Here is a 23912-nt window from a genome sequence, read left to right on the forward strand (position 1 = left end):
AGGCCGGCGCGATGGCCCCCTCGAACGGGCCACCGGATCCGCAGACCGAAGACGAGCCCGCGGTGCCGCCGCCCCCACCGGGGGCTCCGGACGGGGTGGTGGGCGTGGCCCCCCATGCGACCATCATTTCGATACGGCAGTCTTCGCGCGCCTTCGAGCCGGTCAACCCGCCTCCCGCTGACCCGAACTCGGACGAGAAGGTTAAAGCCGGCACGCTGAACACGTTGGCACGGGCCGTCGTTCACGCGGCGAATATGGGCGCGAAGGTGATCAACATTTCGGTGACGTCCTGCCTGCCGGCCGCGTCCTCCACCGATCAGCGGGCGCTGGGTGCGGCGCTGTGGTACGCGGCGACCGTCAAGGACGCCGTGGTCGTCGCCGCGGCCGGCAACGACGGCGAAGGCGGCTGCGACAACAATCCGATGTACGACCCGCTGGACCCGTCGGATCCCCGGGACTGGCACCAGGTCAAGGTGATCTCCTCGCCCTCGTGGTTTTCCGACTACGTGTTGTCCGTGGGCGGCGTCGATGTCAGCGGCGCGCCGATCGACAAGAGCATGTCGGGTCCCTGGGTCGGCGTGGCGGGGCCTGCGACCCACATCATGGGCCTCTCGCCGCAGGGCGGCGGTCCGGTCAACGCCTACCCGCCGTCGCGGCCGGGCGAGAAGAACATGCCGTTCTGGGGTACCAGCTTCTCGGCGGCATACGTCAGCGGTGTCGCGGCGCTGGTGCGCGCGAAATACCCTCAGCTGACGGCACATCAGGTCATCAACCGGATCGTGCAGTCGGCGCACAATCCACCGGCCGGCGTGGATAACAGGGTGGGCTATGGCCTGGTGGACCCGGTCGCCGCGCTGACGTTCAACATCCCGCCCGGGGACAAGATGCCCCCGGGTGCGCAAAGCCGGGTGATCACGCCTCCGCCGCCCCCACCCGCCCCGGATCACCGGGCGCGCAACATTGCCATCGGATTCCTGGGCGCCGTGCTCGCCGGCGTGCTGGTGGTGGCCACCGCCGTGCGGTTGCGGAGGGCGCGATGAGGTCGCGGCTGACGGGGTTTAACCCGGCCAGCAATCGGCGGGTCGTCGGGATCCTGCTGGTGTTCCTCCTCGCGGTGGCGGTGGGCGTCGCGGTGGTATTCGTGCGCTGGTGGGGCCAGCCGGCGTGGTCGTGGGCCGTGCTGGCGCTTCGGGGCCGGCGCCCGATCAGCTGGAGCGAACCAATCACCGTGGCCAGCAACCGATCCGGCGGCGGGGTGCGCGTCCAGGACGGCGTGGCGGTAGTGGCGGTGCAGCTGCTCGGCAGGGCGCACCGGGCCACCACGGTGACCGGCTCGGTCAGCGCCGAAACCGAGAACGTCGTCGACATCGTCGAACTGGTGCCGATGCTGCAGCACCCGCTGGGCCTGGAACTAGACTCGATCAGCGTCGTGTCATTCGGGTCGAGGTGCGGCAGCGTCGGCGACTACCCGCGGGTGTACGACGCCGAGATCGGCACCCCGCCTTACGCCGGCCGCCGCGAAACCTGGTTGATCCTGCGACTGCCGGTCATCGAGAACACCCGTGCGCTTCGGTGGCGCACCACCCTTGGCACGACCGGGATTTCGGCGGCGCAGCGGATCGCCGGGCTGCTGCGCTGCCGGGGGCTGCGCGCGAAGGTGGCCACCGCCACCGATCTGGTGGAGCTCGATCGCCGGCTCGGCTGGGACGCGGTGTCGGGCTCGATGCAAAAGTGGAAGGCCATCCGCGGTGAGGGCGGGTGGATGACGACGTATGCCTACCCGCCGCAGGCGATCAACTCCCACGTACTGGCCCAGGCCTGGACGCTGCGCGTCGATGAGGTCATCCAGAACGTCACCGTCTATCCGGACCGGACGTGCACCGCGACGGTTACCGTCCGCACACCCACCCAGGCGCCCAGCCCGCCGAGCGTCGTCCTGCGCCGACTCAACGGCGAGCAGGCTGCGGCGGCGGCGGCCAACATGTGCGGTCCGCGTCCTTATCTGCGCGGCCTGCACCCAAGCCCGTTGCCGGACAGCCTGATCGTCGAGATCGGTCCGTCGGGGGTGTTGGTGGGCAAGCTCAGCAACGGCGACCGGCTGATGATCCCGGTTACCGACGCCGGGGAGCTGTCCCGGGTGTTCGTGGCCGCCGACGATGCGATCGCCAAACGGATCGTGATCCGCACCGCCGGCGCCGGCGAGCGGGTCAGCGTGCACACCCGCGACCTGAAACGCTGGGCCAGCGTGCGGATGCCGTTGGTCAGCGTCGTCAACGCCTCGCGCCCCGCGCCGCGCACGAGCGTGAGCGTGGTCGAGCACACGACCCAACCCCAAGGCGGCGACATCGCGATCTCGCCCGCGCCGCGACCCGCGACCGTGATCACCATCGCCCCGGCCGGGACGCCGCTGCCCGACGGACACGGGCACGCCTTCGAGGTGGCCATCCAGCAGGTCAGCGGCGCGACGGTGAAAGTGACCGCGGCAGGCCAGACTTGGCTGGCCGACATGGACCTGTTCCGCGCGGAGAACCGCTATGTCAACCTGGAGTCTGTCGCGATGTCGTTCGCCACTTAGCGTCGAGGATGGTGCAGACGATGGGGGATTTGCTCACGGCGCGTAGGCATTTCGACCGCGCAATGGCAACGATGGACCGGCAGGGGCGCGCCGCGGCTTTGCCGGAGTTCGTCGCCGCCACCGAGGCGGATCCGTCGATGGCCGACGCCTGGCTGGGCCGCATCGCCTGCGGCGACCACGACCTGACCTCCCTGAAGCGTCTCAATCATCACCGCGAGTGGCTGCACCGCGAGACCACCCGGATCGGCCGGAGCCTGGCCGCGGAGATGCAGCTGGGCCCCTACATCGGCATCACGGTCACCGACGCGTCGCAGGTGGGGCTGGCGTTGGCGTCGGCGCTGACGATCGCCGGCGAGTACGCCGAGGCCGATCGGCTGCTCGCCGGCCGCGAGCTGCTCGATTCCTGGAGCAATTACCAGTGGCATCAGTTGGCCCGGGCGTTTCTGATGTACGCCACACAGCGCTGGCCGGACCTGTTGCTGACGGCCGCGGAGGAGTTGCCGCCGCAGGCGATCATCATGTCCGCGGTGACCGCGTCGATCTGCGCGCTGGCCGCCCATGCCGCCGCGCATCTCGGCCAGGGTCGGGTGGCGCTGGACTGGCTGGACCGCGTCGACGTAATCGGACAGAACACGTCGTCGAGCCGGTTCGGCGCCGAGGTGCTGACGGCCTCGATCGGCCCGGCGGATATTCCGTTGCTCGTCGCGGACCTGGCGTACGTGCGGGGGATGGTGCACCGCCAGCTGCACGAGGAGGACCGAGCCCAGATCTGGTTGTCGAAGGCCACCATCAACGGGGTGCTTACCGACGCCGCCAAAGCCGCCCTGGCCGACCGCAACCTGCGGCTGGTCGTGACCGACGAGCCCACCATCGCCAGCCGCACCGACAAGTGGGACGTCTCGACCGCAAAGAGCCGCGAGCAGTTGGAGGACGACGACGCGGCCGGCCGGCGCGCCGAGCTCCTGGAGGAGGGGCGGCGGCTGCTGGCCAAGCAGGTCGGGCTGGCGGCGGTCAAGCAGGCGGTGTCGGCGCTGGAAGACCAGCTCGAGGTGCGCGTGATGCGCCTCGAGCATGGGCTGCCGGTGGAGGGCCAGACCAACCACATGCTGTTGGTGGGGCCGCCCGGCACCGGCAAGACGACCACCGCCGAGGCGCTGGGCAAGATCTATGCCGGTATGGGGATCGTGCGGCATCCGGAGATCCGCGAGGTCCGTCGCTCGGATTTCTGTGGCCACTACATCGGCGAGTCCGGGCCCAAGACCAACGAGCTGATCGAAAAGTCGCTCGGCCGAATCATTTTCATGGACGAGTTCTATTCGCTGATCGAACGCCACCAGGATGGCACGCCGGACATGATCGGCATGGAGGCGGTCACCCAGCTCCTGGTTGCCTTGGAAACCCACCGGTTCGACTTCTGCTTCATCGGGGCGGGCTACGAGGACCAGGTGGACGAATTCCTCACGGTGAACCCGGGTTTGGCCGGCCGATTCAACCGCAAGCTGCGTTTCGAATCCTATTCGCCGGCCGAGATCGTCGAGATCGGGCACCGCTATGCCACACCGCGGGCGAGCCTGCTCGACGACGGCGCCCGCGAGGCGTTTCTGGATGCGGCCACCACCATCCGCAACTACACCACGCCCGGTGGCCAGCACGGTATCGACGCCATGCAGAACGGGCGGTTCGCGCGCAACGTCATCGAACGTGCCGAGGGGTTCCGCGACACCCGGGTGGTCGCCCAAAAGCGTTCGGGGCAACCGGTGACGGTCGAGGATCTGCAGATCATCACCGCCGCCGACATCGAGGCCGCCGTTCGCAGCGTGTGTTCGGACAACCGCGACATGGCCGCCATCGTCTGGTGACGGAGTGCCCGTCAGGCGGCCGGGCCCGAGCCGCCGGGGAACGCGCCGGTGGCCTGGAAGATGACGCGCCGCGCGATTTCGACGGCGTGGTCGGCGAAGCGTTCGTAGAACCTGCCCAGCAGGGTCACGTCGACCGCGGCGGCCACGCCGTGGTCCCATTCGCGATCCATGAGCTCGGTGAACAGCTGGCGGTGCAGGTCGTCCATGGTGTCGTCTTCGTCATTGAGAAGGCGGGCCTTGTCGGGGTCGCCGGTGCGCAGCACCTCCTCGGCGGCGTTGCTCAATTCGACGGCGACGCGGCCCATTTCGGCGAAGTACCCGTTGGCCCCTTCGGGTAGGACGCGTTCGGGGTGGCGGCGGCGCACGATTTTGGCGACGTGCACGGCCAGGCCGCCCATGCGTTCGACATCGGCGCACACCCGAATCGCCGACACCACGGCGCGCAGGTCGCCGGCCACCGGGGCCTGCAGTGCCAGCAGGACGAATGCCGCGTCCTCGGCGGCGGCGCTCATTTCCGCCAGCCCGCCCTGTTCGTCGATGACCTGTTCGGCCAGCGCGAGGTCGGCGTGCAGGAGGGCTTGTGTGGCGTTCTGCATCGACCACCCGGCCCGTCCACACATGTCGGCCAGCTGCTCGTTGAGAGCATCCAGCTGCTCGTGAAAGGCCGTGCGCATGGCCCCACGTTACGTCTGGCCAGGTGAAAGCGGCTACTTCGGGTCGAATCGGAAAACGGCGAGCCGGCCGGCCAGCGCCTCGAATTCGTCGGGCGTCCCGTCGCGCACCATCCCCGAGCGCTTCGCGAACGCCACACCGACGGGGACCTGGGCGGGGAACGCGCGCAGCACCGGCCGCGCCTCCTCGGCGTCCAGCTCAACGATCTTGACGCTGCGCGCCCGTCGGCCCCGGCTCAGCGTGCCGACGCCGGCGGCGCGGGCGTTCGCCGCCCAGTCGGCGCCCGGGTAGCCGGCGACGACGTAGAGGCCGCCCCGGAATTCGAACGGCGTCATCGGGGTGCTGCGCGGCCGGCCCGACTTGCGACCGGGCACCGTCAGCACCATCGCGGGGCCGGTCGGTATCCCGAGCCGCTGGACGGCCATCATCACCTTGTTCATCGGCTTGAGGTAGCGCGGCGGCCGTGGTTCGGACATGTCAGCTCTCCTTCGCGAACAGCTCGCGGTGCTCGGACACCCACTGCGCGAACGGGGTCGCCGGGCGGCCCAGGACCTTCTCCACGTCGTGGGTGACCAGCGCGGGCTTGTCGAGGGTCTCGGCCTGCATGGCGATATAGGCATCGGCGAACTCGGCGCCCAAGCCCAAACCGATGAACCGTTGCCGCACCATTTCCGCCGGCACTTCGAAGTATTGCAGCTGGCGGCCGAGGACCTCGCCGATGACCGCGGCCAGCTCCGCGTTGGTGAACGCCTGCGGACCCGTCATCGGGATCCGTTGCCCCACAAGGTCGTCGGTGAGCAGCGCCCGCGCCGCCACCGCCGAGATGTCGCTCTCGACGATCGGCGCCGACGACGCCGCGGCGTAAGGCCCGCCCACCACGTCGCCGGCGCGCAGCTGCGCGCCCCACATGCCGGCGAAGTTGGTGGCGAAGACCGAGGGCCGCAGGCTCACCCAGGCCAGGCCGGAATCCACGGCGAGCTGCTCGACCTCCTTGTTGCGGTCGCCGCGGAAGCGCGACGGCTGCCGTGAGAAGTCGTCGTCGGCGTTGATCGCCGATAAGGCGACCAGCTTGGTCACCCCCGCGCGACGGCATTGGGCGACGGTCTCGGCGAGCTGCCCGCCCAGGGCCCGCGAGTTGAGGAACACGGCCGACGCACCCGGCAGCGCCTCCGCCGCCGAGCCGACCACCTCGACTTCCGCGGGAAACCCCGCGGCGTCGGGCGTACGCGTCACGGCGCGCACCCGCGCACCCGCGGCGACGAGTTCGGCGACGAGCGGGCGGCCGACGTTGCCGGTCGCTCCAGTTACGACGATTGTCATGGGGGTGGTTCCTTCCGTGAATTTTCCTGACTGCGCATACGACGGCGCCGGGGCCGGGAAAGTTACCGCGCCAACGCGTAACTTTTTGCGGCCCCACCTCGTCGAAGGTTCATGAGCTCATCGCCATCACCCGGCGACCAGGTCGCCGAGGCCTGGCGCCTGCACCGCCCGTACCTGATCAACCTCGCGTATCAGATGCTCGGTGACGTCGGCGACGCCGAAGACGTTGCGCAAGAAGCCTTTCTAAGGCTCTCCCGAACCGAACCCAATGAGATCGACGACGTCCGCGGCTGGCTCACGGTGGTGGCGAGCCGCCTGTGCCTCGATCAGGTGCGCTCGGCGCGCGCCCGCCACGAGCGGCCCGGCGAGGTCGACGACCAGCCGGGGACGCCGCGCTCGGACCCCGCCGAGCGGGTCACCCTCGACGACGAGGTGCGCACCGCATTGCTGGAAGTGTTACGCCGGCTCAGCCCCGGTGAGCGGGTCGCCTTCGTGCTGCACGACGTCTTCGGGATGCCGTTCGACACGATCGCCGAGACCGTGGGACGCCCGGTGGGCACCTGCCGTCAGCTGGCCCGGCGCGCCCGAACGAAATTCACTGCGGCGCAACCGAAATTGAACGAGGTCGCCCCGGCCGAGCACCAGCTCGTCACCGAAAAGTTCATCACCGCGTGCGCCAACGGCGACATCGCGGGACTGACCGCCGTGCTGGATCCGGCGGTCTGGGGCGTGGGCACCATCCTGGCTGACCCGGCCCCGCCGCCCCAGATCAACCACGGGCCGCACGCGGTAGCCACCAACCTGATGCGCTATCTGGGGCCGGAAGTGACCCTGGTCAGCGGTCCCGCCGGGGGACCGGCGGTGCTGGCGTTCGCCGAACGCCGGCTCTTCGCCGCGATCGTGCTGACGGTGCGCGGTCACCTCGTGACCAAGATCGAGGCCGTCGCCGACCCTATGGCGCGGGCGGCCGCTGGGTCGCCGGGCGCTCCGGCCGGGCCGCGAAATGGCCCGCGATCGTCGCCGTGATCTGGAGGAATTTGCGCCGCGTCGCCGGGGCCATTTCGCCGTTCACATCGATCACGCCGCCGGGCCGCAGATGGGGATCGTAGGGCACCTCGATCACCGGCTGCCCGTGCCCGGCGAACTCGCGGGCCAGCAACTCCCGGGTGCGTTTGTCGGCGTGGCCGTCCGAATCGTTGAGCACCACGATGGTGCGGTGCAGCAGGCCGGTCTGGCCCCGGTCCGAAAGCCATTCCATGGTCCGGGCCGCCGCCGAGGCGCCGTCGGCCCACGGCGAGGAGACCACGATCAGCGCGTCCAGATCGCGCAACACCTCCTGGGTCACCGGAGAATCCATCGTGGAGCCACAGTCGATGACCGAGATCGCGAAATGGCGATCCAGCCGGCGCGTGGCCTCCCGGTAGATCGCGGGATCGAGGACCCGGCGCGGGCCGGACGCCGGCTCGCCGCCGAGCACGTGCAGGCCGGCGGGATTGCGGCCCAAGCGCCCGACCACATCGGCGTACGACGCCAGATTCTTGTCGGAGGTCAACGCCCAGAACGAGCTGCTCGACCGCGGGTCGATCCGGTAGCCCAACCGCCCGAACGCGGTGTCGGCGTCGATCGCCACGACGTGGTCCTGCGGGCGCAGTTCGGCGAAAAGCGATCCGACGCTCGCGGCCACCGACGTCTTCCCGACGCCGCCCTTGCCCAGCACGCCGACCTTGTAGTTGCCATGCAGGACGGTGCGGATGGCCGCTTCGTACTGAGCGTCCTGACGCTGGGCGGCCGAGGGGCCCAGCTTGATCAGACCAAAAGTGGCCTGCCGCACGACGCGTCGCCAACCCCGGTCCGGCAGCTCGGGGGGTTCGGCCGCCCAGCGTCAGGACGCTCAGTACCGGGCCGCAGACGGTCGCGCAGGAATTCGTCGCGCTCGTTCATGGGCTCCTCGCGTGGACCGGTATCAACCCAGTATCGGTCACGCCGCGGCGTGCAAACTCCGCCGGGGCCGACGGCGCCCCCGCCCCGGCGCGTCCCGCCGTCCGCTGAGCACGCCCGTGGCCGAGGCCGGTCCGGAGACCGCGCCACGTGTGCGCGATCACAGCAAACTTGCAAAATTGGCAGATGCGCCGAGCGGTTGGGTAGAATCGCCGCCGGGGTCGGGAAAATATCAACAGAAAACACCCATGTCGGCGACGTTGCCGATCGCCCGCTGCAGCGAATTTACGCCGCCGCCAGCTGGCGGTTAGACTTAACGAAGTTGGCATGTCAGGCGGGTATTGTCATATCGTTTTACGACTTGTCGAACCAGTTCCAGGCCACCGTTCAGCGCTGCACGGACGAATCCCTGACGGATCGTCTCCACCTGGGGCACAGCCGATCGACAAGACCGAAGGGGCTTGAGCCCGCAACCTCCGGGTGCGGCCCCGTCGGAGCCGCTCGTAACGGCAGCGAAGAACGTTCTGGTTGAAGGGTCAGGTGCATATGACGCCCAAGCGCGTCGGGTTATATAACCCCGCGTTCGAGCACGATTCGTGCGGGGTAGCCATGGTCGTCGATATGCACGGCCGCCGCAGCCGGGACATCGTCGACAAGGCGATCACCGCGCTGCTGAACCTCGAACACCGCGGCGCCCAGGGCGCCGAGCCGCGCAGCGGTGACGGCGCCGGCATCCTGATTCAGGTGCCGGACGCGTTCCTGCGCGAGGTCGTGGATTTCGAACTGCCCGCTGCGGGCAGCTACGCCACCGGTATCGCGTTCTTGCCGCAGTCGTCGAAGGACGCCGCGACCGCGTGCGCCGCGGTGGAGAAGATCGCCGAGTCCGAGGGCCTGCAGGTCATCGGCTGGCGCAACGTGCCCACGGACGACTCGTCGCTGGGTGCGCTGTCCCGCGACGCGATGCCCACGTTCCGGCAGGTGTTCATGACGGGCGCCTCCGGGATGGCGCTGGAGCGACGCGCCTACGTGGTGCGCAAGCGCGCCGAGCACGAGCTGGGCACCAAGGGCCCGGGCCAGGATGGCCCGGGTCGCGAAACCGTTTACTTCCCAAGCCTTTCCGGTCAGACCTTCATCTACAAGGGCATGCTGACCACCCCGCAGCTCAAGGCGTTTTACCTTGACCTGCAAGACGATCGGCTGACCAGCGCGCTGGGCATCGTGCACTCCCGCTTCTCCACGAACACCTTCCCGTCGTGGCCGCTCGCGCACCCCTTCCGGCGCATCGCGCACAACGGTGAGATCAACACCGTCACCGGCAACGAGAACTGGATGCGGGCGCGCGAGGCGCTGATCAAGACCGACCTGTTCGGCGACGACGTCGAAAAGCTGTTCCCCATCTGCACCCCCGGCGCGTCGGACACCGCGCGCTTCGACGAGGCGCTCGAATTGCTTCACCTCGGCGGGCGCAGCCTGGCCCACGCGGTGTTGATGATGATCCCCGAGGCGTGGGAACGCCACGAGTCGATGGACCCGGCGCGGCGGGCGTTCTATCAGTACCACGCCTCGTTGATGGAGCCGTGGGACGGCCCGGCGTCGATGACGTTCACCGACGGCACCATCATCGGCGCGGTTTTGGACCGAAATGGCTTGCGCCCCTCGCGGATCTGGGTTACCAACGACGGTCTGGTGGTGATGGCTTCCGAGGCCGGCGTGCTCGACCTGGACCCCGCCACGGTGGTGCGCCGGATGCGGCTGCAGCCAGGCCGGATGTTCCTGGTGGACACCGCGCAGGGCCGCATCGTCGCCGACGAGGAGATCAAGGCGGAGCTGGCCGCCGAGCACCCCTATCAGGAGTGGCTCGACAACGGCCTGGTTCCCCTCGACGACCTGCCGGCGGGCGAGTACGCCCGGATGCCCCACGACCGACTGGTCAAGCGGCAGTTGACTTTCGGCTACACCTACGAGGAGCTCAACCTGTTGGTGGCGCCGATGGTGCGCTCCGGCGCCGAGCCGATCGGCTCGATGGGCACCGACACCCCGGTTGCCGTGCTGTCGCAGCGTCCGCGGATGCTCTATGACTACTTCCAGCAGCTGTTCGCCCAGGTGACCAACCCGCCGCTGGACGCCATCCGCGAGGAGGTGGTCACCAGCCTGCAGGGCACCACCGGCGGCGAGCGCGACCTGCTCAACCCGGACGAGTACTCCTGTCACCAGATTCTCCTGCAACAGCCGATCCTGCGGAACTACGAACTGGCCAAGCTGGTCAACCTCAACCCCGACGACGAGATCAACGGGCGCCCACACGGCATGCGGTCCAAGGTGATTCGCTGCCTGTACCCGGTCGCCGAGGGCGGCTCCGGGCTGGCCGCCGCACTCGAGGAGGTGCGCGCGCAGGCGTCGGCGGCGATCGCCGAGGGCGCCCGGGTCATTATTCTGTCCGACCGCGAGTCCGACGAGCGGCTGGCCCCGATTCCGTCGCTGCTCGCGGTGTCGGCGGTGCACCACCACCTGGTGCGCGACCGGACCCGCACCCACGTCGGCCTGGTGGTTGAAACCGGCGATGCCCGCGAGGTGCACCACATGGCGGCCCTGATCGGCTTCGGCGCGGCCGCGATCAACCCGTACCTGGCGTTCGAGTCGATCGAGGACATGCTCGACCGGGGCGCATTCAACGGGATCGACCGCAACAAGGCGCTGAACAACTACGTCAAGGCGGCCGGCAAGGGCGTGCTGAAAGTCATGTCCAAGATGGGCATTTCGACGCTGGCCTCCTACACCGGCGCGCAACTGTTCCAGGCGGTCGGCATCTCCGAGGACGTGCTCAACGAGTACTTCACCGGGCTGAGCTGCCCGACCTCCGGGATCACCCTGGAAGACATCGCCGCCGACGTCGCCTCGCGCCACACGCTGGCCTACCTCGACCGGCCCGACGAACGCGCCCACCGCGAACTCGAGGTGGGCGGCGAATACCAGTGGCGCCGCGAGGGCGAGTACCACCTGTTCAACCCGGAGACCGTGTTCAAGCTGCAGCACTCGACCCGCACCGGGCAATACAAGATCTTCAAGGAATACACCCGCCTCGTCGACGACCAGAGCGAGCGGCTGGCATCGCTGCGCGGGCTGCTGAAATTCCGCGGCGACGTGCGGCCCCCCGTTCCGCTGGAGGAGGTCGAGCCCGCCAGCGAGATCGTCAAGCGCTTCTCCACGGGCGCGATGAGCTACGGCTCTATCTCCGCCGAGGCGCACGAGACGCTGGCCATCGCGATGAACCGCCTGGGCGGGCGGTCCAACAGCGGCGAGGGCGGGGAAGACGTCAAGCGATTCGACCGCGACCCCAACGGGGACTGGCGCCGCAGCGCGATCAAGCAGGTCGCCTCGGCCCGTTTCGGGGTCACGTCGCACTACCTGACCAACTGCACCGACATCCAGATCAAGATGGCCCAGGGCGCCAAACCCGGTGAGGGCGGCCAGCTTCCGGGCCACAAGGTGTACCCGTGGGTCGCCGAAGTCCGGCACTCCACGCCCGGCGTCGGGTTGATCTCGCCGCCGCCGCACCACGACATCTACTCCATCGAGGACCTGGCGCAGCTGATCCACGACCTGAAGAACGCCAACCCGGCCGCGCGTGTGCACGTGAAGCTGGTGTCCGAGAACGGGGTGGGCACGGTCGCGGCCGGGGTTTCCAAGGCGCACGCCGACGTGGTGCTGATCTCGGGGCACGACGGCGGCACCGGCGCGACACCGTTGACCTCGCAGAAGCACGCCGGCGCCCCCTGGGAGCTGGGGCTGGCCGAGACGCAGCAGACCTTGCTGCTCAACGGGTTACGCGACCGGATCGTGGTCCAGGTGGATGGGCAGCTCAAGACCGGGCGCGACGTGATGATCGCCGCGCTGCTGGGCGCCGAGGAGTTCGGCTTCGCCACCGCCCCGCTGGTGGTGGCCGGCTGCATCATGATGCGGGTGTGCCACCTGGACACCTGCCCGGTCGGCGTCGCCACCCAGAACCCGGTGCTGCGGGAGCGGTTCACCGGCAAGCCCGAGTTCGTCGAGAACTTCTTCATGTTCATCGCCGAAGAGGTGCGGGAGTACATGGCGCAGTTGGGCTTCCGGACCTTCAACGAGGCCGTGGGCCAGGTCGGAGCGCTGGACACGACGCTGGCGCGGGCGCACTGGAAGGCGCACAAGCTGGACCTGGCGCCGGTGCTGCACGAGCCGGAGTCGGCGTTCATGAACCAGGACCTGTACTGCAGCTCGCGCCAGGATCACGGCCTGGACAAGGCGCTTGATCAGCAGTTGATCGTGATGAGCCGCGAGGCGCTGGACTCCGGCAAGCCGGTCCGGTTCTCCACCACGATCAGCAACGTCAACCGCACGGTGGGCACCATGCTCGGCCACGAACTCACGAAAGCCTATGGCGGCCAGGGCTTGCCGGACGGCACGATCGACATCACCTTCGACGGCTCCGCCGGCAACAGCTTCGGTGCATTCGTGCCCCGGGGGATCACATTGCGTGTCTACGGCGACGCCAACGACTACGTCGGCAAGGGCCTGTCCGGCGGGCGGATCGTGGTGCGCCCGTCGGACAACGCGCCGGCCGACTACGTCGCCGAGGACAACATCATCGGCGGCAACGTGATCCTGTTCGGCGCCACCAGCGGCGAGGCCTACCTGCGCGGTGTGGTCGGCGAACGGTTCGCGGTCCGCAACTCCGGCGCCCACGCCGTGGTCGAGGGCGTCGGCGATCACGGCTGCGAGTACATGACCGGAGGCAAGGTCGTCGTTCTGGGCCGCACCGGGCGCAACTTCGCGGCGGGCATGTCCGGCGGCCTGGCCTACGTGTACGACCCCGACGGCGAATTGCCCAACAACCTCAACGGCGAAATGGTGGAGCTCGAGACGCTGGACGAGGACGACACCGAGTACCTGCACGGCGCCATCCAGGCGCACGTCGACGCCACCGATTCCGCTGTCGGCCAGCGGATCCTGGCCGACTGGCCCCGCCAGTGCCGGCACTTCGTCAAGGTGATGCCGCGCGACTACAAGAAGGTGCTGCAGGCGATCGCCGAGGCGGAGCGCGACGGCATCGACGTGGACAAGGCGATCATGGCGGCCGCGCATGGCTGACCCGAGCGGCTTCCTGAAATACACGCATCGGGAATTGCCGAAGCGCCGGCCTGTCCCGCTGCGACTGCGCGACTGGAACGAGGTCTACGAGGACTTCGATGAGGAGACCCTGCGCGAGCAGGCGACCCGCTGCATGGACTGCGGTATTCCCTTCTGCCACAACGGGTGTCCGCTGGGCAACCTGATCCCGGAATGGAACGACCTGGTGCGCCGGGGCCACTGGCGCGACGCGATCGAACGGCTGCACGCCACCAACAACTTCCCGGACTTCACCGGGCGGCTGTGCCCGGCGCCGTGCGAGCCGGCGTGCGTGCTGGGCATCAACCAGGATCCGGTGACGATCAAGCAGATCGAGCTGGAGATCATCGACCGGGCCTTCGAGGAAGGCTTCGTGGTGCCGCTGCCGCCGGACAAGCTGACCGGCAAGAAAGTCGCCGTGGTCGGTTCGGGGCCCGCCGGTCTGGCCGCCGCCCAGCAGCTGACCCGGGCCGGTCACAGCGTGACCGTCTTCGAACGCGACGACCGCATCGGCGGCCTGCTGCGGTACGGCATCCCGGAATTCAAGATGGAAAAGCGCGTCCTGAACCGGCGGCTGGAGCAGATGCGCGCCGAGGGCACCGAGTTCCGGGCGAGCGTCAACGTCGGGGTCGACATCACCGCCGAACAGCTGCGCGCCGACTTCGACGCGGTGGTGTTGGCCGGCGGGGCCACCGCCTGGCGCGATCTGCCCATCCCCGGCCGCGACCTGGACGGCATCCACCAGGCCATGGAGTTCCTGCCGTGGGGCAACAGGGTCCAGGAAGGCGACGACGTCCTCGGGGAAGACGGCGAACCGCCGATCACCGCCAAGGGCAAGAAGGTCATCATCATCGGCGGCGGTGACACCGGGGCCGACTGCCTGGGCACCGTGCACCGGCAAGGTGCGATCGCGGTGCACCAGTTCGAGATCATGCCGCGCCCGCCGGACGCACGCGCCGAATCCACGCCGTGGCCGACCTACCCGCTGATGTACCGGGTGTCCTCGGCGCACGAAGAGGGCGGCGAGCGGGTGTTCTCGGTGAACACCGAGGAGTTCCTCGGCGAGGACGGGCACGTGACCGGCCTGAAGGCCCACGAGGTGACCATGCAGGACGGCAAGTTCGTCAAGGTCGAGGGCTCCGACTTCGAACTCGAGGCCGATCTGGTGTTGCTGGCGATGGGATTCGTCGGCCCCGAGAAGCCGGGCCTGCTCACCGAGCTCGACGTGAAGCTCACCGACCGCGGCAACGTCGCGCGCGGCGCCGACTTCGACACCTCGGTCCCCGGTGTTTTCGTTGCCGGCGACATGGGTCGCGGCCAGTCACTGATCGTTTGGGCGATAGCTGAGGGCCGGGCCGCCGCGGCCGGCGTGGACCGTTTTCTGATGGGTTCGACGGCGCTGCCGGCGCCCATCAAGCCGACGGCGGCGCCGCTCACTTAGTCACATCCGTCACACCAGAAACACAAGAATTCAATTCGGCGTTTCTGCCCACGTTTGCCAGACGGTTGTTGTCTAATGGTTCGTTGTGGGCTCTGTCACAGGGTAGTCACGGGGGAGTCCCGCCAGAACGGACCGATTGCAGGAAGTGGTCACTGTGCATGTCAACCCGTTACCTCGGTCGCGGATGGGGCGAATCGCCTGGTCGTGGTTACGTCACCCGGTAAAGAGCCGCGAATTTCCCGCTAAGCAAGAGCGACTGATCACCGCCGAAGAGCTGATGCTGTTCGGGGTGTAGCCGCCACCCCCGCAACCCCGGCCGGGTTTGCTCCGGCCGGCGCCGGCTTAGCCACGATCAGCCATCCGCTAGCCCGGATTCCCGGATCGCCTCGGCCAAAGGCTCCAGCACGGCGGCGTCATGCGGCGGGGGAAGGTAGACGATGCCCAGGTCGAGTCCCTCGGCGCCCAGCGCCGCCGCGTCCTCGATGACCTTCCCGTAGTTGAGGTCCGGCTCCAGCCGAAGGTGGGCCGACATCGTGATCTCCTTGGGGTCCCGGCCGATGTCCGCGCACCGCGCGGCCAGGACGTCGCGCTTCTGCGCGAACAGTTCCGGTGGCCCGCCGGCGAAGTTCCAGTGCTGGGCGTAACGCGCGGTGATCGGGAGGGTGCGCTTCTCGCCGCTGCCGCCGATGCAGATCGGCGGGTGCGGGCGCTGCACGCCCTTGGGCTCGTTGCGGGCGCCCTTGAGCTGGTAGAACTGGCCGGCGAAGTCGGTGGTCTCCTCGCTCAGCAGGCTGATCAGCACCTGGCAGGCTTCCTCGAAGCGGTCGAAGCGTTCCCTGATGGAGCCCAGCTCGATGCCGTAGGCGCCGGACTCCTCCTCGTTCCAGCCGGCACCGATCCCGAGTTCGAGCCGACCGTTCGAGATGATGTCCAGCGCCGCAACCATATTCGCCAACACGGCGGGGTGGCGGTAGTGGATACCGGTGACGAGGGTGCCCAGCCGCAGCCGCTTGGTGGCCTGGGCCAGCGCGGTCAGCGTCGTCCAGCCCTCGAGGCAGGGCCCGGTGCTGTCGGAGAAGATCGGATAGAAGTGGTCGAAGGTCCACCCGGACTCGAAGACCTCGATGTCGTCGGCGGCCTGCCAGACGGCGAGCATGTCGGCCCAGGTGGTGTTTTGGGGTGAGGTTTTGAACGCGAATCGCATCCACCCGACGGTAGTCGGGGTTTATTAAGGGAAACTAAACTCGTCACGCGATGACATACACCCCCGGCCTCGACACCAAGATCACCCTGCTGGCGGCAGGGCTGATCTTCCTGCTCGCCCTGGTTCTCGGCGTCTGGAAATACCGCCAGATCATGACCGCCGAGGACCACCGCGCCCACCCGTACGTCGACATCGCCCACCGGGCGGCGTTGCTCTACTCGTTCGCCACCCTGCTGCTGGCCGTCTTCGTCGAACTCAGCGCCTGGCCCACGTGGATCAACCTGACCGCCGCGGGCGTCGTCGTCTTCTTTTTCGTCGCCGCCATCCTCGGCTACATCGCCCACGGCGCGCGGCGCGACACCGTCAACCAATTCGAAAACCCTGGCCGCTCCCTGGAAGTGGCGATGGTGCTGCTGATCGCCGGCGAAATCGGCGGGTTCGCCGTGCTGCTCGCGGGGTTCGTCGCCGGCCAACTGCTGTGATCCGGCCAGGCACACTGGAGCCATGGACCCGGTAACCGCCCTGTGGCAGATCGCCTATTACAAGGACCGGAGCCGCCACGATCCCAGGCGGGTGATGGCCTACCGCAACGCCGCCGACATCATCGAGGGCCTGGACGACGCCGCGCGGGAGCGGCACGGTCAGGCCAACAGCTGGCAGACCTTGCCGGGCATCGGTCCGAAAACCGCGAAGGTCATCGACCAGGCCTGGTCCGGCCGCGAACCCGACCTGCTGATCGAATTGCGTTCCGCCGCCCAAGATCTCGGGGGTGGCGACCTGCGTGCCGCGCTGCGTGGCGACCTGCACCTGCACTCCAACTGGTCCGACGGGTCGGCACCGATCGACGAGATGATGACCACCGCGGCGGCGCTGGGTCACGAGTACTGCGCGCTGACCGATCACTCGCCGCGGTTGACCATCGCCAACGGGTTGTCGCCGGAGCGGCTGCGCGCGCAGCTCGACGTCATCGACCGGTTGCGCGACGATTTCGCACCGATGCGGATCCTGACCGGCATCGAGGTCGACATCCTCGAAGACGGGAGCCTGGACCAGGAGCCCGAACTGCTCGAGCGCCTCGACGTCGTCGTCGCCAGCGTGCACTCGAAGCTGTCCATGGATGCGCCGGCGATGACACGGCGCATGGTGCGCGCGGTCTCCAACCCGCACGCCGACGTCCTCGGCCACTGCACCGGCCGGCTGGTCTCCGGCAACCGCGGCATCCGGCCGGAATCCAAGTTCGACGCCGAGACGGTGTTCGCCGCCTGCCGCGATCACGGGACGGCCGTGGAGATCAACTCGCGTCCCGAGCGCCGCGACCCGCCGACCCGGCTGCTGAAGCTCGCCCTGGAGATCGGCTGCGTGTTCAGCATCGACACCGATGCACACGCGCCGGGTCAGCTCGACTTCCTCGGCTACGGGGCCCAGCGCGCGCTGGACGCGGGCGTGCCGACCGAGCGCATCGTCAACACCTGGCCCGCCGACGACCTGCTCGAGTGGACGCGCTCGAATTAGTCGGGTAAGTGCGGCATCTCGAAGCCCGGGTCGCGGCCGACCAGCACCGCGGGCGTGAGCGCGGACTTGCCGTACCGCCGACGCACCCGGTCGATCGCCTCGTCGACGGCGAGGCGGCCGGCGTCGGTTCCGAACGGAAGCATCAGCTGCTGGGCGCCACTGCGGTCGATGCCCGACACCGCGAACCCGACCAGCGTCAGCCCGCGCTCCGCGATCAGGGGCGCGGCGGAGGCGACCAGTCGGCGTGCGGCGGCCAGGATCGGCTGCGTCGACGACGTGGCCCACGGCAGTGTGTGCGAACGGGTCGCGCGGCTGAAGTCGTCGAAACGTAGCCGCAGCACCACCGTTCGACCGGTGCGTCCGGCGGCGCGCATCCGGGCGGTGATGCGATCGATCAGGTTCACCACCACCGCGTCGACCTCCGCGGCCGACATGCGGTTGCCCGAACGGCCCAGCGCCCGTTGCGCACCCACGGACCGCCGACGCACGCCGGTGGTCACCCGGCGGCGGTCGATGTTGCGGGACAGCGCATACAGTTGGCGGCCCATGGCCCCGCCCAGCATGGAGGACAGCGTCGATTCGCTGAGCTCGGCGACATCGGCGACCGTCGCGATGCCGTGCGCGTGCAGCCGCTCGGCGGTCTTGGCGCCGACGCCCCACAACCGGCGCACCGGCAGCGGGCGCAAAAACGCCAGCTCCCCGTCGGGCGGCACCAGCAGCAGCCCGTCGGGCTTGGCTTCCTGGCTGGCCACCTTGGCGAGGAATTTGGTCCGGGCGATGCCGACGGTGATGGGCAGGCCGACGCGGTCGCGGACGTCGGCGCGCAACTTTTCCGCGATCTGAACCGGGGTGCCGGCGACCCGGAACAGCCCGCCGACATCGAGGAAGGCCTCGTCGACCGACAGCGCCTCCACGATCGGTGTGCAGTCGCGAAACACCTCGAACACGGCGTCGCTGGCGCGGGAGTATGCCGTCATCCGGGGTGGCACCACCACGGCGTGCGGGCACAGGCGCCGGGCCTGCGCGCCGCCCATCGCCGTGCGCACGCCGTAGGCCTTGGCCTCATAGCTGGCCGCCAGCACGACCCCGCCGCCGACGATCACCGGACGGCCGCGCAGCGTAGGGTCGTCGCGCTGTTCGACGGACGCATAGAACGAGTCGAGGTCCGCGTGCAGGATGGACGCGTCGCACCGCACGAACATATGTTCGCACGGGGCGACGACAGCGTCCGATGGCGGCGACCCGCATCGCCCGGCTACGCCGCGCTTGCGATCGCCGAAATGTCCGAGGGCGGCGACCCGCATCGCCCGGCTACGCCGCGCTTGCGATCGCCGAAATGTCCGAGGGCGGCGACCCGCATCGCCCGGCTACGCCGCGGGTGCGATCGCCGCCTAGCCAGATTCCCCGTAGATGCTGGTGACCCAGATGTGGGTGAGGGTGTCGACGACCCGGTCCTCGTCGACGGCCGGCGTCTCGGCCGCGAAGGCGGCCATCATCGTGCGCTCGTTCATCTGGTTCAGCGACGTCGCCAGGTCGGTGGCCGGAATCGTCTCCGGGGCGGCGCCGCGCGCGCGTTCGGCGGTGATGAGGGCCGCGGTCTGGTCGATCCACTTCTGCATGAATCCCAGCCACACCGAGCGCAGCTCCGCGCTGCTGGCCAGCGCCTCGGTTGCCGCGCGCGCCAGCGCGCGGTGCGAGCCGAACGCGTCGAAGAACGCCTTGATGCCGTTGCGCCAGACGCGGCGCGGGTCCTCCGGGAGGCGCTGCACCGCTCCGTCGAACTCGGAGTCGGCGCGCGCGATGACCGGCTCGAGCAGCGACAGCAGCACCGCCTCCTTGGACTTGAAATAGAAGTAGAACGTCGGCCGCGACAGGCCGGCGCCCTTCGCCAGGTCGTCGACCGAGATGCCGGCGAAACCGCGCTCTTCCAGCAGGCGTTCGGCGGTGGCGAGGATCGCCTGCTCGCGGTCGTCCCCGGAGGGGCGCAGAGCGCGGCGGCCGCGCAGGGCGCGGGTCGGGCCGACGGTAGTCACGAGACGCTACTTTACACGCAGTCGAAAGTTTCGACAGGCCGTTGACTAGTTCGACACAGTGTTGATAGCGTGGGCCCATGACTGAGCACCTTGACGTCGTCATCGTGGGCGCCGGCATCTCCGGCGTGAGCGCGGCCTGGCACCTGCAGGACCGCTGCCCGACCAAGACCTACGCCATCCTGGAGAAGCGTGCGGCCATGGGGGGCACCTGGGACTTGTTCCGTTACCCGGGCATCCGTTCCGACTCGGACATGTACACACTGGGGTTCCGGTTCCGCCCATGGACCGAGCGCCAGGCCATCGCCGACGGCGGCCCGATCCTCGAATACGTCAAGAGCACCGCGTCCATGTACGGCATCGACAAGCACATCCGGCTCAACCAGAAGGTCGTCAGCGCCGACTGGTCCAACGCGGACAACCGCTGGACCCTGCAGATCGAAAACGACGGTGCGCCAACCACACTCACCTGTTCGTTCCTGTTCCTGTGCAGCGGCTACTACAACTACGAGCAGGGCTTTGCGCCCAAATTCGCCGGCTCGGAGGACTTCACCGGCCCGATCATCCACCCGCAGCACTGGCCCGAGGACCTCGACTACGAAGGCAAGAACGTCGTCGTGATCGGCAGCGGCGCCACCGCGGTCACGCTGATCCCGGCGATGGCGGAGTCGGGTGCCAAGCACGTCACGATGCTGCAGCGTTCACCGACGTATATCGTCTCGCAGCCGAAGCGGGACAAGCTCGCCGAGCGGCTCAACCGCTTGCTTCCCGACAAGCAGGCCTACACCGCGATCCGCTGGCGCAACGTCCTGCGCCAGGCGGCGCTGTATGGGGCCTGCCAGAAGTGGCCGCGGAGGATGCGCAAGATCCTGCTCGGCTTCGTGCAGCGCCAGCTCCCGGAGGGCTACGACGTGCAGAAGCACTTCGGCCCGCGCTACAACCCGTGGGACCAGCGCCTGTGCCTCGTGCCCAGCGGCGACCTGTTCCGCGTCATCCGCAAGGGCAAGGCCGACGTGGTGACCGACACCATCGACCGGTTCACCCCGACCGGGATCCGGCTCAACTCGGGCGAGGAGCTGCCAGCCGACATCATCATCACCGCAACGGGTTTGAACCTGCAGCTGTTCGGTGGCGCGACCGTGACCGTGGACGGGCAGCCGGTGGACCTGACCAAGACGATGGCCTACAAGGGCATGATGCTGTCCGGGCTGCCGAACATGATCTACACCGTCGGATACACCAACGCATCGTGGACGCTGAAGGCCGATCTGGTCTCGGAGTTCGCCTGCCGGCTGCTGAACTACATGGACGACAACGGTTTTGACACCGTGGTCGTGGAGCAACCGGGCTCCGACGTCGAGGAGCGCCCGTTCATGGAGTTCACCCCGGGCTACGTGCTGCGCTCGCTCGACGAGTTGCCCAAGCAGGGTTCGCGCACGCCGTGGCGGCTGAACCAGAACTACGTGCGCGACATCCAGCTGATCCGGCGCGGCAAAATCGCCGACGAGGGCCTGCGGTTCGCCAAAAAGCGCGCGGCGGTCGCGGTTTAGGACTACACGACCACGACGCCGTCGTCGTCGCTGTAGGCGATGTCGCCGGGCACGAAAGTCACTCCGCCCAGGGTGATTTCGACGCCGCGCTCCCCGGCGCCGGTCTTGGTGCTCTTGCGGGGATTGGTGCCCAGCGCCTTGATGCCGATGTCGATGCCGCGCAGCGCGGCGGCATCACGCACCGCGCCATGGATGATCAGCCCCGCCCAGCCGTTGGACCGGGCCAATTCGGCGATGACGTCTCCGACCAGCGCGGTGTGCAGGGAGCCGGCGCCGTCGATCACCAGGACGCCACCCTCCCCGGGTTCGGACAGCACGGACTTCAGCAGCGCGTTGTCTTCGAAGCAGCGCACGGTGCTGATCGGCCCGGCGAATTCGGACCGGCCGCCGAACTGGCGGAACTGGAGGTCGCAGCTGCGTACGTCGGCCCCGATGTCGTCGACGAGGTCGGCGGTCGGCCGGAACGGCGCGGGCACGTCAGCGGCGCCGCAGCTGCCGGATCAGCAGGATCGCCAGCAGGCTGAGCGCCACGGCGACGATCAACGGCACCGGCGACTGGCCGGATCTGGTCGGCGCAACCTCCGGCGAGACGGGGTTGGGCGCCGCTTCGACGGTCGATTTGGCTTGCGCCGCGGCGTCTTTGGCCGCGGCGGCGAGCTGACCGTTCGTTTCGATGCGCTGCTGCGTGGCCAGCTCGGCGGGCCTGGGGGGAGCGGGTTCGGGGGCTTCGGCGCCCGCCCGGCGCCTCATGCGCGTCGGCGCAACAGCACCAGCGCGATACCGAGGGCGGCCACCACGAGGGCCGCCCCGCCCAGGACGCGGGCGGTGGTGTCCGGTGCTGTCGGCGACGAGGGCGCCGCGGCGGGTGGATGGTGCTGGTGTGGCGTCCCGCCGCCCGGGCCGAGGCTGAGCGTGGGCGCGGGGTGTTCCGGCTCACCGCCGCCGGGCAGCGGCGGCTGGTCCCACTTCACCACCGTCCCATCGGCATAGGTCTGCGTGGCCGGGAAGCTGACGGTGTCGGCGTCGGGCAGCTGGACCGATATCCGGAACAGCCCGAATTGGTCCACGCCGATCCCGCCGTTGGGAGCGGCCGTCCACGTCACCGAGCGGACGGTGCCCGACGCCGAATCGCGCTCGAGCTTGGCCGTCCAGCCGGGCATGGCTTCGGTGCTGGCGGCCGCCACGTCGGGCAGGCTGACGGTCAGCGCGGTGGTCGCCGCCCCGGTGTTGGATTCGTTGGGCACCTGGAAGGTGACGATCGCCATGGCGCCGCGCGCGGGGTTGTCGCTGCTGGCGTGGACGTGCGCCCATGCCACCGGGATGCCCACCGCCGAGCCGAGATAGAGCGCCGCGGCCGCGATCAGGACGCGTGCGGCGGTCACGTCAGCCCAAGGCGGGCCATCAGGTCCGCCTCGATGCCGTCGAGCTGCGACGAGATCGCGGCGTGCGCCGCCCGGCGCCGCGCGGCCGGCATGTTCTCCGCGGCGGTGACGGCGGCCGCCAGGTCGCTGAGCCGTTCGGTGATAGCGGCGACGAACTGTTTGGTCTCGGCGTCCTTGGGCTTGCGTTCCAGCACAATCCGCGACGACTTCTCCGACCCGGCAATCCGTGCCGACAGCTGGGCGCCATGCCCGGAGAACTGGCCGATCTGAGCCAATGGGATGCCGAGCTGATCCGCGCGCCGCTGGTCGATCGCCGCGCGCGCGGCCATCGCGCCCCGATAGATCACCGGCATCAGGATGGGCGCGAGCAACCGAGACACCGTCAGCATCCGGCGAATCCGTGTCGGCGACAGCAACTTGCCCTCCTTCGCCGCCTTGAGTTCGGCCTCGGCCACCTTCAGGGCCGTCCGGTCGCTGTCTCGCTGCGATTTGATCTGGGCACTGAGGGCCTTCTCGGCGGCGCGCCGGTCGGCCTTGAGCCGGCGAGCGTCGTTCTTGGCGGCCAGCTTGGCCTCGAGTTTGGCGCGGGCCTTGATCGCGCGGGCTTCGGCGCGACGCGTCGCGCGACTCTTTCGCTTGCGGAACAGGCCCATTCCCGGCCGCCTCCCGGTATCTCGTGACTGTCGGCGTCGCGCGTGCGCGATCCGAGAGCCAACCCTAATCGGAATGCGCCGACGGCAGCCGGTCAGGTCGGGCTGCGCAGCTAGGCGTCGAGGCGTTCGACGCGGCGCAGCTCGTTGACCCGCTCCACCACGTCCTGCTGGGCCTGAGGAGACAACCCGACGGCGGCCAGGGCGATGCGGCGGACCCCGTCATCGCGCATCGTGGCCAGCCACGACAGCTCCTTGTCGAGCTTTTCGTAGTACTCGTCGTCGGTGAAGTACGCCGGCTTGATGCGGAAGAAGTTGGCCAGCGCGGCCATGGTCGCCGACGACGGGTTGGTGCGGTTGCCCGAACGTAGCTGGGACAGGTAGGGAGCCGACATCGTGATGCCCTCCGCCTTGAGCGCCGCGATCACCTCCGCCGAGGTGTGCGGCCCGCGTCCCGGTGGATACACCGTGTCGAACAAGCGGTTGAGGCGGGCGGCGAACGTCGTGCTCATCGATATGACCTCCACTGGGCTGTAGAAGTGAACTATTGCCTAGGTGTATTTGCTGACAATGGTAGCGACGGATTGGGTCCGCAACCAGGTGCAAACCCGCGGTACTTCGACACCGGCGTTGCTGA

The 23912-nt window shown here is 68.9% G+C and carries 21 protein-coding genes; 9 read left to right on the plus strand and 12 right to left on the minus strand.

All coding sequences use genetic code 11. The features are described 5' to 3' along the window. From mycP to eccA, 3 genes are all read left to right on the plus strand, one after another. Positions 1-1040, plus strand: a 1040-nt coding sequence (gene mycP, locus MTAB308_RS16780; RefSeq protein ID WP_077100570.1) for a type VII secretion-associated serine protease mycosin, incomplete at its 5' end; no start/stop codon positions are given. After that, a complete protein-coding gene (gene eccE, locus MTAB308_RS16785) occupies positions 1037-2575 on the plus strand; it encodes a type VII secretion protein EccE (protein ID WP_077100571.1) in 1539 nt (512 codons plus the stop codon). The genes mycP and eccE, both read left to right, overlap by 4 nt. 8 nt (positions 2576-2583) lie before the next feature. Continuing rightward, positions 2584-4434, plus strand: coding sequence for a type VII secretion AAA-ATPase EccA (eccA, locus tag MTAB308_RS16790; protein ID WP_108637338.1), 1851 nt, complete (start codon positions 2584-2586; stop codon positions 4432-4434). Between the two features lie 11 nt (positions 4435-4445). On the opposite strand, the gene phoU is transcribed toward eccA, so the two are convergent. The 3 genes from phoU to MTAB308_RS16805 are packed head-to-tail and all read right to left on the minus strand — an operon-like array spanning position 4446 to position 6426. Further along, positions 4446-5108 (minus strand): phosphate signaling complex protein PhoU, encoded by a 663-nt coding sequence (gene phoU, locus MTAB308_RS16795; protein WP_077100572.1) that lies wholly within the window; start codon positions 5106-5108, stop codon positions 4446-4448. 33 nt (positions 5109-5141) lie between these two features. After that, the gene (locus tag MTAB308_RS16800; RefSeq protein ID WP_077100573.1) at positions 5142-5582 is read right to left on the minus strand and encodes a nitroreductase family deazaflavin-dependent oxidoreductase; all 441 of its coding nucleotides are present in this window, start codon (positions 5580-5582) and stop codon (positions 5142-5144) included. Between the two features lies 1 nt (position 5583). Continuing rightward, the gene (locus MTAB308_RS16805) at positions 5584-6426 is read right to left on the minus strand and encodes an NAD(P)H-binding protein (RefSeq protein WP_077100574.1); all 843 of its coding nucleotides are present in this window, start codon (positions 6424-6426) and stop codon (positions 5584-5586) included. Positions 6427-6537: 111 nt separating this feature from the next. Here MTAB308_RS16805 and sigI point away from each other — a divergent pair, with 111 nt between their 5' ends. Then, the gene (gene sigI, locus MTAB308_RS16810) at positions 6538-7452 is read left to right on the plus strand and encodes an RNA polymerase sigma factor SigI (protein ID WP_077100575.1); all 915 of its coding nucleotides are present in this window, start codon (positions 6538-6540) and stop codon (positions 7450-7452) included. Here sigI and MTAB308_RS16815 read toward each other — a convergent pair. Next, positions 7379-8284, minus strand: coding sequence for a MinD/ParA family ATP-binding protein (locus tag MTAB308_RS16815; protein ID WP_077100576.1), 906 nt, complete (start codon positions 8282-8284; stop codon positions 7379-7381). The genes sigI and MTAB308_RS16815 overlap by 74 nt on opposite strands. A 626-nt stretch (positions 8285-8910) precedes the next feature. Between MTAB308_RS16815 and gltB the strand changes: the two genes are divergently transcribed. Together gltB and MTAB308_RS16825 are read left to right on the plus strand one after the other, a co-directional pair. Next, positions 8911-13488 carry a glutamate synthase large subunit gene (gene gltB, locus MTAB308_RS16820; RefSeq protein WP_077100577.1) on the plus strand — a complete coding sequence of 1526 codons (4578 nt, stop codon included), beginning with the start codon at positions 8911-8913 and terminating at the stop codon, positions 13486-13488. Continuing rightward, positions 13481-14947 carry a glutamate synthase subunit beta gene (locus MTAB308_RS16825; protein WP_077100578.1) on the plus strand — a complete coding sequence of 489 codons (1467 nt, stop codon included), beginning with the start codon at positions 13481-13483 and terminating at the stop codon, positions 14945-14947. Before gltB ends, MTAB308_RS16825 begins: the two co-directional genes overlap by 8 nt. A gap of 352 nt (positions 14948-15299) precedes the next feature. On the opposite strand, the gene MTAB308_RS16830 is transcribed toward MTAB308_RS16825, so the two are convergent. Beyond that, complete coding sequence (locus MTAB308_RS16830) at positions 15300-16151, minus strand: LLM class F420-dependent oxidoreductase (protein WP_077100579.1); 852 nt, start codon at positions 16149-16151, stop codon at positions 15300-15302. A 50-nt stretch (positions 16152-16201) separates the two neighbouring features. Between MTAB308_RS16830 and MTAB308_RS16835 the strand changes: the two genes are divergently transcribed. Both MTAB308_RS16835 and MTAB308_RS16840 read left to right on the plus strand, forming a co-directional pair. After that, positions 16202-16633 (plus strand): hypothetical protein, encoded by a 432-nt coding sequence (locus tag MTAB308_RS16835; RefSeq protein ID WP_077100580.1) that lies wholly within the window; start codon positions 16202-16204, stop codon positions 16631-16633. Positions 16634-16655: 22 nt separating this feature from the next. After that, positions 16656-17663: a PHP domain-containing protein gene (locus MTAB308_RS16840; RefSeq protein WP_077100581.1), complete on the plus strand. Its 1008-nt coding sequence runs from the start codon at positions 16656-16658 to the stop codon at positions 17661-17663. On the opposite strand, the gene dinB is transcribed toward MTAB308_RS16840, so the two are convergent. Beyond that, positions 17660-18865 (minus strand): DNA polymerase IV, encoded by a 1206-nt coding sequence (dinB, locus tag MTAB308_RS16845; RefSeq protein ID WP_077100582.1) that lies wholly within the window; start codon positions 18863-18865, stop codon positions 17660-17662. The two genes, MTAB308_RS16840 and dinB, sit on opposite strands and share 4 nt — an antisense overlap. Positions 18866-19054: 189 nt before the next feature. Beyond that, positions 19055-19696: a TetR/AcrR family transcriptional regulator gene (locus MTAB308_RS16855; RefSeq protein ID WP_077100583.1), complete on the minus strand. Its 642-nt coding sequence runs from the start codon at positions 19694-19696 to the stop codon at positions 19055-19057. Positions 19697-19773: 77 nt separating this feature from the next. On the opposite strand from MTAB308_RS16855, the gene MTAB308_RS16860 reads away from it, so the two are divergent. Further along, positions 19774-21243: a flavin-containing monooxygenase gene (locus MTAB308_RS16860; protein WP_077100584.1), complete on the plus strand. Its 1470-nt coding sequence runs from the start codon at positions 19774-19776 to the stop codon at positions 21241-21243. A gap of 2 nt (positions 21244-21245) precedes the next feature. Here MTAB308_RS16860 and rraA read toward each other — a convergent pair whose 3' ends face one another. The 5 genes from rraA to MTAB308_RS16885 all read right to left on the minus strand — a co-directional run bounded on the left by rraA (position 21246) and on the right by MTAB308_RS16885 (position 23787). Further along, positions 21246-21719 carry a ribonuclease E activity regulator RraA gene (gene rraA, locus MTAB308_RS16865; RefSeq protein ID WP_077100585.1) on the minus strand — a complete coding sequence of 158 codons (474 nt, stop codon included), beginning with the start codon at positions 21717-21719 and terminating at the stop codon, positions 21246-21248. 1 nt (position 21720) lies between these two features. Next, positions 21721-21993 carry an Rv3852 family protein gene (locus tag MTAB308_RS16870; RefSeq protein WP_077100586.1) on the minus strand — a complete coding sequence of 91 codons (273 nt, stop codon included), beginning with the start codon at positions 21991-21993 and terminating at the stop codon, positions 21721-21723. Further along, a complete protein-coding gene (locus tag MTAB308_RS16875; RefSeq protein ID WP_077100587.1) occupies positions 21990-22625 on the minus strand; it encodes a YcnI family protein in 636 nt (211 codons plus the stop codon). The genes MTAB308_RS16870 and MTAB308_RS16875 overlap by 4 nt, the downstream gene beginning before the upstream one ends. Continuing rightward, positions 22622-23278 carry a DUF6474 family protein gene (locus MTAB308_RS16880; RefSeq protein WP_077100588.1) on the minus strand — a complete coding sequence of 219 codons (657 nt, stop codon included), beginning with the start codon at positions 23276-23278 and terminating at the stop codon, positions 22622-22624. The genes MTAB308_RS16875 and MTAB308_RS16880 overlap by 4 nt, the downstream gene beginning before the upstream one ends. Positions 23279-23388: 110 nt before the next feature. Continuing rightward, positions 23389-23787 (minus strand): helix-turn-helix transcriptional regulator, encoded by a 399-nt coding sequence (locus MTAB308_RS16885; protein WP_077104441.1) that lies wholly within the window; start codon positions 23785-23787, stop codon positions 23389-23391. Between the last annotated feature and the right edge of the window lie 125 nt (positions 23788-23912).

Source organism: Mycobacterium terramassiliense (genome assembly GCF_900157385.1).
GTDB classification, from domain to species: domain Bacteria; phylum Actinomycetota; class Actinomycetes; order Mycobacteriales; family Mycobacteriaceae; genus Mycobacterium; species Mycobacterium terramassiliense.

Coding starts and splice junctions, on each gene's coding strand:
- eccE (WP_077100571.1), top strand. CDS start 1,037: ATGAGGTCGCGGCTGACGGGGTTTAACCCGGCCAGCAATCGGCGGGTC.
- eccA (WP_108637338.1), top strand. CDS start 2,584: ATGGTGCAGACGATGGGGGATTTGCTCACGGCGCGTAGGCATTTCGAC.
- phoU (WP_077100572.1), bottom strand. CDS start 5,108: ATGCGCACGGCCTTTCACGAGCAGCTGGATGCTCTCAACGAGCAGCTG.
- MTAB308_RS16800 (WP_077100573.1), bottom strand. CDS start 5,582: ATGTCCGAACCACGGCCGCCGCGCTACCTCAAGCCGATGAACAAGGTG.
- MTAB308_RS16805 (WP_077100574.1), bottom strand. CDS start 6,426: ATGACAATCGTCGTAACTGGAGCGACCGGCAACGTCGGCCGCCCGCTC.
- sigI (WP_077100575.1), top strand. CDS start 6,538: ATGAGCTCATCGCCATCACCCGGCGACCAGGTCGCCGAGGCCTGGCGC.
- gltB (WP_077100577.1), top strand. CDS start 8,911: ATGACGCCCAAGCGCGTCGGGTTATATAACCCCGCGTTCGAGCACGAT.
- MTAB308_RS16825 (WP_077100578.1), top strand. CDS start 13,481: ATGGCTGACCCGAGCGGCTTCCTGAAATACACGCATCGGGAATTGCCG.
- MTAB308_RS16830 (WP_077100579.1), bottom strand. CDS start 16,151: ATGCGATTCGCGTTCAAAACCTCACCCCAAAACACCACCTGGGCCGAC.
- MTAB308_RS16835 (WP_077100580.1), top strand. CDS start 16,202: ATGACATACACCCCCGGCCTCGACACCAAGATCACCCTGCTGGCGGCA.
- MTAB308_RS16840 (WP_077100581.1), top strand. CDS start 16,656: ATGGACCCGGTAACCGCCCTGTGGCAGATCGCCTATTACAAGGACCGG.
- dinB (WP_077100582.1), bottom strand. CDS start 18,865: ATGTTCGTGCGGTGCGACGCGTCCATCCTGCACGCGGACCTCGACTCG.
- MTAB308_RS16860 (WP_077100584.1), top strand. CDS start 19,774: ATGACTGAGCACCTTGACGTCGTCATCGTGGGCGCCGGCATCTCCGGC.
- MTAB308_RS16870 (WP_077100586.1), bottom strand. CDS start 21,993: ATGAGGCGCCGGGCGGGCGCCGAAGCCCCCGAACCCGCTCCCCCCAGG.
- MTAB308_RS16880 (WP_077100588.1), bottom strand. CDS start 23,278: ATGGGCCTGTTCCGCAAGCGAAAGAGTCGCGCGACGCGTCGCGCCGAA.
- MTAB308_RS16885 (WP_077104441.1), bottom strand. CDS start 23,787: ATGAGCACGACGTTCGCCGCCCGCCTCAACCGCTTGTTCGACACGGTG.